Source organism: Vibrio paucivorans (genome assembly GCF_054053395.1).
Genome location: NZ_CM133230.1, coordinates 17517 through 30618, shown reverse-complemented (window position 1 = coordinate 30618; position 13102 = coordinate 17517). Strand labels below are relative to the sequence as shown.

7 protein-coding genes and 2 pseudogenes are annotated in these 13102 nt (G+C 44.2%); 4 read left to right on the top strand and 5 right to left on the bottom strand.

Annotated features, from left to right (window positions below; translation table 11 throughout):
- Nucleotides 1-131: 131 nt before the first annotated feature.
- From ACXABW_RS00120 to ACXABW_RS00100, 5 genes and pseudogenes are all read right to left on the bottom strand, one after another.
- Nucleotides 132-1493: a tyrosine-type recombinase/integrase gene (locus tag ACXABW_RS00120; RefSeq protein ID WP_457523391.1), complete on the bottom strand. Its 1362-nt coding sequence runs from the start codon at nt 1491-1493 to the stop codon at nt 132-134.
- Nucleotides 1493-2023, bottom strand: a complete 531-nt coding sequence (locus ACXABW_RS00115) for a hypothetical protein (RefSeq protein ID WP_457523389.1) — start codon at nt 2021-2023, stop codon at nt 1493-1495. The genes ACXABW_RS00120 and ACXABW_RS00115 overlap by 1 nt, the downstream gene beginning before the upstream one ends.
- Nucleotides 2024-2034: 11 nt before the next feature.
- A complete protein-coding gene (locus tag ACXABW_RS00110) occupies nt 2035-4446 on the bottom strand; it encodes an integrase (RefSeq protein WP_457523387.1) in 2412 nt (803 codons plus the stop codon).
- Nucleotides 4440-6781 (bottom strand): annotated as a pseudogene (locus ACXABW_RS00105) (hypothetical protein). Before ACXABW_RS00105 ends, ACXABW_RS00110 begins: the two are co-directional and overlap by 7 nt.
- Before the next feature lie 148 nt (nt 6782-6929).
- Nucleotides 6930-7841: pseudogene (locus ACXABW_RS00100) on the bottom strand (YifB family Mg chelatase-like AAA ATPase); the annotation flags it as partial.
- 480 nt (nt 7842-8321) lie between these two features.
- Between ACXABW_RS00100 and ilvG the strand changes: the two are divergent.
- Genes ilvG through ilvD form a run of 4 tightly spaced genes read left to right on the top strand, consistent with a single transcriptional unit; the run spans nt 8322 to nt 13102 of the window.
- Entirely contained in the window at nt 8322-9968 is a 1647-nt protein-coding gene (ilvG, locus tag ACXABW_RS00095; protein WP_457523386.1) for an acetolactate synthase 2 catalytic subunit, read from the top strand.
- A gap of 12 nt (nt 9969-9980) precedes the next feature.
- Nucleotides 9981-10265 carry an acetolactate synthase 2 small subunit gene (gene ilvM / locus ACXABW_RS00090; RefSeq protein WP_457523385.1) on the top strand — a complete coding sequence of 95 codons (285 nt, stop codon included), beginning with the start codon at nt 9981-9983 and terminating at the stop codon, nt 10263-10265.
- 11 nt (nt 10266-10276) lie between these two features.
- The gene (ilvE, locus tag ACXABW_RS00085; RefSeq protein ID WP_457523384.1) at nt 10277-11227 is read left to right on the top strand and encodes a branched-chain-amino-acid transaminase; all 951 of its coding nucleotides are present in this window, start codon (nt 10277-10279) and stop codon (nt 11225-11227) included.
- Nucleotides 11228-11245: 18 nt separating this feature from the next.
- On the top strand, nt 11246-13102 hold the full coding sequence (ilvD, locus tag ACXABW_RS00080; RefSeq protein WP_457523382.1) for a dihydroxy-acid dehydratase: 1857 nt from the start codon (nt 11246-11248) through the stop codon (nt 13100-13102).

The window sequence follows — 13102 nt, the reverse complement described above, 5'->3', positions numbered from 1 at the left end:
TATCAAAGGTTACCTAGCTACGGGCGCTACCCATATTTTTGCTAATCTGAGCTTTACAAGTTAGATCAAAAGCACTAACAAACTTATGTCCAGAAATGTTTCAGCGCTATCTCTGCTAACACGCTTTATTATCACGATGAGACAGTACTTTTATCGATATCTGACTGGAAGGCTTCCAATATCACCTCGAACTCCCTAAGCGCAGCGGTAGTGGTCAGCTCCTTCCTTGCTACCTGTTCTCTTAATAATTCAACCTGACGTTTTGCTAGGTCAACGCTTGATTTTAGAGAAACGGCATTATAAACCTCGGTATAGCCATGAATATCAGCAAAAGCGAGGTCGATATAAATATCTAGAGAACTCAATTGCGTATGGCCTGTCCATTGCTGAAGCTGCATTTTAAATGTTTGTGTATGAAGCAAATGTTTTCGGAAATCATCTTTGTCATTCACTTCTTTAGAGGCAAGAATAAGTTCCTTAAGCTTGTCTGTAATGAATGCGTGCCTCCACAGGTGTGGATGTAACTCACCCTCGATGCCAAGCTCTTTCTTCCAAGTGTTCATGTACGTTGTCCATGATTCAGCAGATAAGGGTTGACCTGCAGTTAAGCTTATAAAGAGGTAGTCATGCTGAACCTTTTTCTTCCTCATCACTTTCTTACGAACTTTGATGTAATCCGCAATCATTGATAACAAAAGGTGTGGCGCAGGAATCTTTCTAGTGGTGTTGTCGTCCCTACGCTTCAGAGTGGTGAGAGTAAGCATTCCTGTGCGTCTCGCTTCCTCATAATCGCTCATTTTAATCAAATGAAGCTCCGTTACACGAGCGCCAAGTTGCTCCATTGCAGTATATAACGCCATGTCCCTTCTGCGTTTATCTTTATTTTTCTGAGTCTTTATAAACTCCCACACTCGCAACGCATCATCTTCCGAAACAGGGTGACGTTTCTTGATCTCATCTTTTGTTGGCACGGCTATATGGGTGACTTTGACACCTTCAATAAAGCCTTTATAACCTTCCTGCTTGCGCTTATAAGGTTTTTCAATTATCTGAATTGAGTTGCCTTTATCTTTGCCTATAAAAGCGCTTAAATCATGAAAGTCTTGGACGAACTGCAAGAAATCTAAGCAGGTATGGGCGATCTTTATAACCGAGTTATTTCTTCGTTTTAGCTCACCGAGCGGTGTCCTCTCTGCTTGTAGTGATTGAATGAAAAGGGTGAACGTTGCGTCGGTAAGCTGGCTAAAGCAGCTCAATAGTGGCTGTTTTTCAATAAAGTGCACTAAGTGAATAATATCGTGTGCATATCCACGAATCGTGTCGCTTTTCAAATTTCTCACTATCAAGCTATGAATGTAGGCATTAACCTCATAGCAAGGAGTATGGTCACTGTAAGTTACGAAGGGAATGTCCAAAGGCTTACGAAAAACAAGCTTTCCATCAAACCCAAGATGACTCCATTGTTCAAAGTTTTTAAGCTTACGAACCGCCATCAAACCTCTCCACTCAGGGTGTAACTCATCTGTGCTTCAATCGTCCGATTGTGCTCTCGATAAAGCTCCAGTCGCTCTTCTACTGTCCCCTCATGTACCGCCAGTTGCTTTAGCCTAGAGCGCAACTCAGAGACCATAGCGGTCAGTAAGGAATTGCTGCGCTCCGCTGCATCCAACTCTGATTCAAGCTCAGCAACTTTGTGCCTTAGCCCCACTACGGTTTGCTTATTGCCTTTGGAAGCTTTCTCATCGTGATGTGCAGCCTCTATCGCCTGTTTTGCATTAATACGAAGCTCATCTAATGATAAGAAGCCTCTTTCCAGGAGTGCTTCTGAGATGCTTTTGAGCGTGTTTAATGAGCATGATGTGATATTACGCTCTTGATTCTGATATTTAGCGATACCAGATTGAGACTTGAGCGCTTTTAGTAGTTCCTCATCATTTTTAAACTCAGTAGGGGTAGTGATGATTTCCCTTAACAGCTTTTCTGTTTCAAGTATCTTAGTTTGGTTTTTCTCTAAAACTTTCATTATCCCAATCCTCAATCAAGGTCTTTGACTTTTAAAATTAGATTAAAGGTTTGAGTTGTATTTCCATCAGCATCTTCGATGGTAAAGAACTCTGGCTCAAGCGTGATGCGACCTTCTTCTAAAAACTGAATAACCGCTGTTTCAATGTCCTGCTCTTTTTGAAGTTGGCTGATATGAGGAACGGTTAGATAAGACTCATCATCGTAATCTTCTGCTGCTTCACTAACAGATTCTACAGTGATTGGTGTTGAACTATCACCTGTCAGGCGTTCTGCAATGACCTTACGAACCTCTTCTATCCCTTCGAGCTTCGCTAGTTCAGAAGTGGAATCGACCACACCACGAACAATTACACTGGCTTTAGCCCCATTAAGTACCGCCCCTGTCTCTGATTCTGAGATATAGTGGTATAGATGTTCCATGTCTGAATGTCCGAGCATCCAGCGCAGAGCATCCATACCATCAAACCCTTTAGACCAGAAGAATGCCATCGCAAAAAAGCGTCTCAATTGATGCTGGCGAACATAATTACGGCGATACTCACCGTTGTCGTACTCTACCAAGTCCGTTTCTATGTAATCACATAAATCATCAAGGTGTGCATTATAAGTACAGCTGCTTACCTGACTTAACTGAGAGCGCTTTGAATCAAGATTGTTAAACAGAGATAGCTTTCCTTTGCATAGGTTCAGATCACTCGCTTTGATGTTAAATTGCTCCAGTTGCCAAATGAACCTTGCGATAGATAAGGGAATTGGTCTTTCTATTGTTGCGTTTACCCCTTTTGAGCCGGTTTTTTTTACCTTAAATATCAGGTTGTACTCTGTTTTTGCACCTTTTTCAGAAAAGGGGCTTACATTAGGTGAGAGGTTGCCATGTGGCTTCAACTTAATTAATTCATCTTGTCTTCGAGCCATGATTGCACCCACCAAGACTTGTATTGCGCCTTGCAATACAGTAAACAAATCAAACAAGCTCTCATTAGCTCGAATTCTTTTGTGTCGATTTTCAGTGCTATCAGCAAAACCTTGAACCTGCTTTATCCCTTTTTCCAGGTATTCACTACTCAGGCAATTGATTGCATCCGTTTGAAACCAATACCCTCGCTCAGAGCCAGACATATCTCGATGCAATTCTTCATTCCAAGCTCGGCTGCTTTCAGGTGGACGGAGCGTGTTGGAATGTGTTGCAGTAGACTTGCTTCTTGCTTTAGATAGCAGCGTTAATATTTCATCCAGTAAAGTAACAGCGCCTTCCTCTGTAGGTAGATGCTCTTTGACAAACTCATAGCACTGACGAATTAAATTAAACACAAAGGCAGGCGGCAAGGTGCGGGTACGTCCTGTTCTTTTTAAGCTAACTAACTGGCTAATGTGACCTGAACTGACTCGCTCGGACAAGATTGAAATACTTACCGAATCTTCACGCTCAAGGTTGGTATGAATCAATCGAATTGCTTCAATGTATGCCGATATATGCTGTTGACTCGTGCCTGTTGAGGTGTCTTTATTCTCAACTGCACGATACTCTGAGCTTCGCTTTGGCGCTTTGAGATGAAACTCTGCGTAGTTGGGGAGTTTAATGTCGTGATAAAGCATCTTACCTTTAAATAACAACTCACCCAGCATAGAGCTGCTGCCAGTGTATTTTATGGCTTCTCCAACGTGATAATAGCCTTGTTCAAAGAGCCAAGCGCACCCCTTTTCTCTCTCTACTAGAAATAAGAAACTTTCATCTTGCGCAATGTCTTGTGTAACGTAGGGGAACTTCTCTTTAAACGTTTGTGCGTCTGCATCAGAAATACTCTGAGAACCGTTATCAAGCAATACCTGAGTGCGCCTATCAATCTCATATACACCTTGAAAATTTCCGTGTTCGGCGTATTTCGTCAAGATGTTCAACCAGAAGTCATCGTTCACGTTCAGAAGGTGATATTTTGCTAGCTTCAATTCGTTCGAGTGCAGCAAGATAGCATTGATGAGAGCGATAACTTTGGTAACTTTTTGATAAGCCGTTATTGGACTAATAATCTTCCCACCGTTTTCAAGTGGATTATCTGCTGCTGTGATCCAGTATTTGAAACTGTTTAATAAGTTGTGATGCTTTATGTCGGTGAGTTTCTTTCCGTCATCCAAGTAAACCGTGTCCCAATGTATCGTTTTTGGAGTTTTACCAAATGTTAGTACCCATTTGCTTGCAGGAAAACTGGATTCTAACCATTCGGGCTGTCTGTCATCGTAACCGTAGATGCCTGTATGGAAGTTCGTAATGACATCTAAAGCTCGATAGTCATCATTTGCTACTGAGAAATTGATAATCTCTTCAAGACTCTCGGCACTTAGACCATCCAAAATCGAATGGTCTAGCACTATGCTTTCAATGAGGTTAGAAATGGAGGAATTGTCGATAGCAACACTTAACATAGCAGCGCTCCTTTAATCGAGTCAGTATCTAATTTGTTATTGGTCGCAACATCAAGCATTTCCATTAAATCATCATCAGCACTATGTTTTCCTGAACGCAGGGTGTCAGTGACAAACACTGCTGATTGATACCAATGAGCCACAATATCTAAAAAAGATTCCTCATTGTCACTATTCTCAACAACAAAGCGTATCGCCATTAATAACTGCAAAAGAGACGTCGATATAGTGTATGTCAACTGGTCAAACTCTATTGATTCAGAAACTTCATTATCAGTAGTCGTCTGCTGAACAGAACCATGTTCGAAATGCTCTGGAATGTTGCTTATGCCGTGGTTATTCAAGAACTCTTCGATGTCTTGAGCGCTCATGTTCACAGCATCAAGTCGATGCTCTGAATCTTTCATGGCTTCAAGTAAAATGGCGTTCTGAAACTGACGTATCCAACGTGCATTAAAGAAGTCCATGAGAGGTTTAGGAAGGTAAGAGGTCAGTAGATTTGCATCTTTTTTTCATGTCCAAGCGCCTCGGCAACGGCATCCATAGAACGTGTTTCCAAGTAAATTTGAAAGCCTCTGTGTCGTCTGATTGAGCGTAATGAATGAATGTCAGAAATGGCTTTGGCATCTTTCAAGGTGATATCGCTGCTCTTATCAAAGAGTGATTTATCTTGAAGCCAGTTATAAAAATCATTTGCTGAATGAATAGTTTTATTGAGACTATCTGGGTGTATCACATTGGTATAGGTTGCAGTCAAAATCATCTTTCGCCAATTGATATTTCCCTTCTTTTTTAGGTGTTCACGCGCTATGCGGGTATGCTGTATTAGGAACTCGACTATAGATTTAGAAAACTCATTGAGCACTACTTCTTGCTGCGCATTAGTCGCTCCTTTGCGTGATTTGTAACTGACAGCAAGGTGTTGATTACCAACTTGCTTATAGCCCACCATATTGCCATTTACATCAAATAAGTCCCACTTTGCTAACCAAGACGGTGTTATAAGAGGATGCTCCATCACAAGAAGTGTCAAAAGAGCGTTCAGTGTTGATTTGGTTGGTAAATTTAACTCTGTGTTGAGTTGGCTAGCATTCCTGTAAAACCCCAAAAATGATAAATAACCAGTGTCTTTTGCAGCGATGCCATGTGCATAAAAGGTTGCCACGGTATTGTCTAACTTATCTACCCCGACAAAGTAATTATATTGTGTATAGCCTGGCGTGCCGTTCAATGGTTTAACTAAGCCTGTGCTTTGAAAATCTCTATTTCTGCCCTCTCGCTCTAAAAGCTCCTCAAATTTCAAGAGACACACATGCTTGATATGCGCCATGTCTCTATCTACACGTTGCTTAATAATTGAAACAGCCTCTTCATCTTTAATTTTAAGTGGGATGTTAGCAAACCATCTAAGTTTTTCTGGCTGCGTAGCATTGCCGCCAATTGAAAAGGTGGGCGCTGCACCTTTTGGATCTTTCCAACCTGGAACAATGAATGGTTTGTGAGGCTCAGAAAAAACACCTGTTTTGATAAAGCACTCGGTATAATAGTTAATGGTATTTCGCCAATTAGCATGAAAATGCTTTGGACAGTTCTGGGCAGCTTGGGAGCGCACAAATAGCACTTTAAACACCTTGTGGAAGAATGACTGCACATGATTACGACCAAGAAGGGTCTCTATTGTTAGCCCACCCTTTTCGTTATAAACAGTAGTGATACCCACAAAAAGTTTTCTGAGTTCTTTTAGTGCCTGCCCCAGAGATGTGGATTTTTGTGTAGAGGAATAATTTTTTAGAGCAAGGTGAACCTTGTCTGTAAACACCTTGCCAAAATTTACATAAAGCGTATCGAGGTGAACCTCAAATTCTTTGCCTTCTTTTGACACCACTTGCCAACCACCAAGGTAGTCAACTTTTATTTTATCTACATTAAGCTTTCGGAACTGAGCTAAACAGATCGAAACTTCCTCTGTGATTTTAACTTTCGAAAGCTTTACTTCATTCAGGGTTAAATGCTTATCTTGCGCAATGTACATGAAAAGGTTTTTGAGTTGATTACCTATGTCATATCTGCGCTTGATAGTTATATCATCACTGCTATATACAAACCCAATAAACGACTGGAAGTGTGCATTAAGTGAGCTTGAATCATTCAGTATCTCCAATGCACTGTAGCTGCTTTGTCCAACCAAGTAGCAGTAAGCCGCATAAAGATTCAATACTGACTGTATCAAACTTGGGTGGACTGAGGATTCAGCAGCAAGTGTTAGGTAATTAGAGTATTCCGCTGACAGTGCAGTTTTTAATAAAGAAAGCTCATTTAGTGCTTTTACATTCACAACCAAATCCCCATAGATTGACAACTCTCAACACATTAGTTGTCACAATAATCATTGTCAATGTTAAAAAAGACCTTCATTTGAATTTTAAACTTTAATATTCAATAAGTTATATTTTTTGATATTTTATAATTATTAGGATTATGAGTATTTCATCAAGAAACAGCAGCCCGTTATGCGCCAACGAAATCTCCCCTGGTCTTGGGATAGAGCCGCCTCCAACTAACGCCGCCATAGAGCTCGAGTGGTGAGGGGCACGAAATGGTCTTTGCTTCCAATTGTGAACATTGATTTCCTGCTGAGTCAGCGAAGCCACCGATGCCGTTTCCATTGCTTCTTCATCACTCATTTCTGGCAGCAAATCGCACAGACGAGAAGCTAGCATGGTTTTTCCTGTACCGGGCGGGCCTAAGAAAAGCAAATTATGGTTTCCTGCCGCGGCTATCTCTAGTGCTCGCTTACCCTGCTGTTGGCCAATGATATCTTGCAGGTCGCGTTGCAAATTTGGTGAAACTTGCTGAGTGACACTCTGGTGCAGCCCCAAGCTCTGCTGCCCACATACTTCCGCGCATACCTCTAACAGACTTTGCGCCGATTTGTGACTGTCTTGTGCGACCAATGCTGCTTGATCGCCATTATGATGCGGCACAACGAGACAACGCTGTGCACTATTGGCCGCCAATGCCGCAGGCAGTACTCCTTTCACTTTTCTCAATTCGCCCGACAAAGCGAGCTCACCGACAAATTCCATATCCCCCAACCGCTCTATCGCAATTTGCTGCGAGGCAGCAAGAATGCCAAGCGCAATGGGTAAGTCAAACCGCCCGCCTTCTTTAGGTAAGTCTGCTGGTGCTAGGTTCACTGTAATTCGCTTGGAAGGAAACTCAAATCGTGAGTTGATGATGGCACTGCGCACCCTATCTTTGGATTCTTTAACCGTCGTTTCGGGTAAGCCCACCAAATTGAACCCTGGCATCCCATTACTAATATGTACTTCGACTGTAACAGCAGGAGCTTCAACTCCCACACTGGCACGGCTATGAATTATCGCCAACCCCATAACACACCCTTGCTATTGATTTAAAAGCATTCACAGCTGTAATCAGCTGCCTGTATTTTCATAGAGGTTGTTATATAGCTTGTAGGAATGATGATTGAATGTGAAAAAAGAATGACTTTTTGCTTGTCATTTAACGGATTTGTATGTTACCACTAGAGACGCAAACAATTACGTAAGATATTACGCGACTCAATATAAAGAAGAAAAGATGAACTTCAACGCCCGCTTCAATGCACTGATTATCCTGCTTATCGTGGTCATTATTGGCACCGCGCGGGGTTTAGTGGGCGAAAGATAACCACAAGATTTAAAAAAACCCCGCACTGAAAAGTCCGGGGTTTTTTTTACAACTATTAAATTGAAGTAAGTCCTGATTACCACATACAGATAGTAGTCAGAAATGACAGGAAGAATGGGAGCGCACATGACGTGCAACAATCACAACATCACTACACAGACAGGTAGTACAGGAGGCATACGATGACAGGTGCTGAATTAGTCGTAGCCGCTTTAAGACAAGAAGGGATCAAAACCGTATTTGGTTATCCCGGTGGCGCTATTATGCCAATCTACGATGCGCTTTATGATGGCGGCGTAGAACACATCCTTTGCCGACACGAACAAGGTGCTGCAATGGCTGCAATAGGCATGGCTCGCTCTACTCAAGACGTTGCAGTATGTATGGCAACGTCGGGCCCAGGAGCGACCAACTTGGTAACGGGTTTGGCCGATGCCTTTATGGATTCAGTGCCGTTAGTGGCGATCACAGGTCAAGTAGCAAGCTCTCACATCGGTACCGATGCATTCCAAGAAATGGATGTGATCGGTATGTCGCTTTCATGTACTAAACACAGTTATCTCGTCACCGACATCAACGAACTCGCTCCAACCCTTGCAGAAGCATTTGAAGTTGCCAAAACTGGCCGCCCAGGCCCTGTTATTGTTGATATAGCAAAAGACGTTCAGCTTGGACAAGCGCCTGTCGAGAGCCTTCCAGAGTTCATTCCACCTGCGATTCCTATTGCAAGCAATGAAGATTTTGCTCGCGCACAAGAAGTGTTAGCACAAAGCACTCGCCCGGTATTGTATGTGGGTGGTGGTGTTCAGCTGGCGCACGCAACCGAATCAGTACGTGAATTTCTACGTATTAACCCTATGCCATCAGTCAGCACGCTGAAAGGCTTGGGTACTATCGAACGTCACGACCCACACTACCTTGGCATGCTCGGTATGCATGGTACGAAAGCGGCAAACCTCATTGTGCAAGAGTGTGACTTACTGATTGTGGTTGGCGCTCGATTCGATGACCGAGTCACTGGTAAATTGGATACCTTCGCACCGCACGCTAAAGTCATTCACATCGATATTGATGCCGCTGAATTCAATAAACTCCGAACGGCTAACGCATCATTGCGCGGTGATATCAATGTAATTTTACCTCAGTTGGAATTAAGCCAAGACATCACGCCATGGGTTCACCACTCAGAGAGTTTACGCAGCGCGTTTAAGTGGCGCTACGATCATCCTGGTGATCTAATCTTTGCCCCGCTACTGCTGAAACAGCTTTCGGATATGATGCCTGAAAGCAGCATTGTGTCGACCGATGTTGGCCAACACCAAATGTGGGCTGCGCAGCACATTCAGCCACGCAATCCACAAAACTTCATTACCTCTGCTGGTTTAGGCACTATGGGCTTTGGCCTACCTGCTGCGATGGGCGCAGCTGTTGCTCGCCCGGACGATCAGTCTGTACTTATAACCGGTGACGGTTCGTTCATGATGAACGTACAAGAACTCGGCACACTGAAACGCCGCCAAATCCCAGTAAAAATTGTTCTGCTAGACAACCAACGCTTAGGCATGGTGCGCCAGTGGCAATCGCTGTTCTTTGATGGCCGCCATAGTGAAACAATTTTGGATGATAACCCTGATTTCGTCATGTTAGCGAAAGCGTTTGATATTCCAGGTAAAACCATCACGAGAAAAGAAGAAGTAGAGCCTGCTCTAAAAGAAATGTTAGAGAGCAAGACTTCTTATCTACTGCACGTTTTAATCGATGAAGAAGAAAATGTGTGGCCACTCGTACCACCAGGTGCATCAAACAGTGATATGTTGGAAAACACGTAGGAGACTCAGCCAATGGAAAGATATTTATTAGACATTAAGGCTGACGATAAGCCAGTATTATTAGAAAGGGTACTACGTGTTATTCGCCACCGTGGCTTTGTGATCAAGCAGGTTGCTGCAACACAAAACCACACGAGTAAGGTCGCGAGTGTTGAAATCATTGTCGATAGCGATCGACCGATTTCATTTCTTACCAATCAGATAGAGAAGTTATGGGATGTACGCACAGTAGACGTGTTGCAAATACGCAATGACGAGCTCCCGAATAACAACCTACAACAACAAGTAAGTGCATAAGGAAAGCAATAATGACAGCGAGAACTGCAGATTTCATTTGGTTTAATGGGAAAATGGTTCCATGGAACCAAGCTAATGTCCACGTACTTACTCATGCAATGCACTACGGTACCTCAGTATTTGAGGGCGTACGTTGCTATAACACACCTAACGGCCCAATCATCTTCCGTCATCCGGAGCATGCCAAGCGCCTGAAAGACTCTGCCAAGATTTATCGCTTCCCGATTCCTTACACTGAAGAAGAAATCATGGAAGCCACTCGTGAAACACTGCGTCAAAACAAACTCCAGTCTGCTTATATTCGCCCACTTGGCTTTGTGGGTAACGTTGGCTTGGGTGTATGCCCTCCAGAAGGCACTGAGATGGAGCTGATCATTGCAGCATTCCCTTGGGGTTCTTACCTAGGTGAAGAAGCGTTAGAAAACGGCGTAGATGCGATGATTTCTAGCTGGAACCGTGCTGCTCCAAATACGATTCCAACCGCAGCAAAAGCGGGCGGTAACTACCTGTCCTCACTACTGGTTGGTGGTGAAGCACGTCGTCACGGTTACGATGAAGGTATCGCACTAAGCGTAGATGGTTACCTGTCTGAAGGTGCGGGTGAAAACATCTTTGTGATTAAAGATGGCGTAATTACGACTCCACCAGCAACCAGCGCGATTTTGCCTGGTATTACTCGTGACACCATCATGACGCTAGCAAAAGAACAAGGCTATGAAGTGCGTGAAGCGAATATCGCTCGTGAAGCGCTTTACCTTGCAGACGAAGTATTTATGACCGGTACGGCAGCAGAAATTGTTCCAGTTCGTACTATCGACAAAATTGAAGTAGGTTGCGGTAAACGCGGACCAATCACCAAAGTAATGCAAGATCTTTACTTTGGCTTATTCAACGGCACCACTGAAGACAAGTGGGGCTGGTTGGATTACGTCTACCCAGAAAACGCACCCTCAGCTAAATAATTTATAAGGAAGTATCAGATGTCCTCGGCTCCAAAAAACAAATACCGTAGCGCAACAACGACTCACGGACGCAACATGGCTGGCGCTCGCGCACTATGGCGTGCAACTGGCGTAAAAGATGAAGATTTCGGTAAACCTATCATTGCAGTAGTTAACTCATTCACTCAATTCGTACCGGGCCACGTACACCTAAAAGATATGGGTCAACTGGTTGCGGGTGAAATTGAGAAAGCAGGCGGTATTGCTAAAGAATTCAACACCATTGCTGTCGATGATGGCATCGCAATGGGTCACGGCGGCATGCTGTACTCACTACCGTCACGCGAGCTTATCGCCGACTCTGTAGAATACATGGTCAACGCTCACTGTGCCGACGCTATGGTATGTATCTCGAACTGTGACAAAATCACTCCGGGAATGCTGATGGCGTCAATGCGCCTAAACATCCCTGTGATTTTCGTGTCTGGTGGCCCGATGGAAGCAGGTAAAACTAAGCTTTCAGACCAAATCATTAAACTCGACCTTGTTGATGCAATGATTCAAGGTGCTGATCCGAAAGTCTCTGACGAGCAGAGCGAGCAAATCGAGCGTAGCGCGTGTCCTACTTGTGGTTCATGTTCAGGCATGTTCACAGCAAACTCGATGAACTGTCTAACCGAAGCGCTCGGCCTTTCTCAGCCAGGTAACGGTTCTATGCTAGCAACACACGCCGACCGTGAAGATCTATTCATCAATGCCGGTAAACGCATCGTTGAGTTAACCAAGCGCTACTACGAGCAAGGCGATGATTCAGCGCTACCACGCAACATCGCAACGTTTGATGCATTCGAGAACGCAATGGCACTCGATATCGCGATGGGTGGCTCAACCAACACCATTCTTCACCTATTAGCTGCGGCACAAGAAGGTGAAGTTGATTTCGATATGGAAGATATCGACCGCCTATCTCGCCAAGTACCACACCTATGTAAAGTGGCGCCTTCAACTCAGAAATACCACATGGAAGACGTACACCGCGCGGGTGGTGTTATGGCTATCCTTGGTGAGTTGGATCGCGCTGGACTATTGCACAATGATGCACGCACAGTACTCGGCGTGTCGATGAAAGAGCAGTTAGCTCAATACGACATCATGCAAACCGAAGATGAAGACGTACTTAAATTCTTCCGTGCTGGCCCTGCTGGTATCCGTACTACGCAAGCATTCTCTCAAGACTGCCGTTGGGATCGCCTTGATGACGACCGTGCAGAAGGCTGTATCCGTACCAAAGACAATGCATTTAGCCAAGAAGGTGGCCTAGCCGTATTGTCAGGGAACATTGCACTTGACGGCTGTATCGTAAAAACCGCAGGCGTAGACGAAAGCATCCTAAAATTCACAGGTCCTGCTGTGGTATTTGAAAGCCAAGAAGACGCGGTAGAAGGCATTCTTGGTGGCAAAGTGAAAGCGGGCGATGTGGTTGTTATCCGTTACGAAGGTCCGAAAGGTGGCCCGGGTATGCAAGAAATGCTATATCCAACCACTTACCTGAAATCAATGGGACTTGGTAAAGAGTGTGCGCTACTGACTGATGGTCGTTTCTCTGGCGGTACATCTGGCCTTTCAATCGGTCACGCTTCACCAGAAGCAGCTAACGGCGGTGCGATTGGCTTGGTTCAACAAGGCGATATGATTGCGATTGATATTCCAAACCGTTCAATCTCACTTGAAGTGTCGGAGCAAGAACTCGCTGAACGTCGCGCTAAGCAAGACGAACTCGGCTGGAAACCGGTTGACCGTCAACGTGAAGTGTCATTTGCACTGAAAGCATACGCAAGTATGGCGACCAGTGCAGACAAAGGCGCAGTACGCGACAAGTCTAAACTCGAGGGGTAA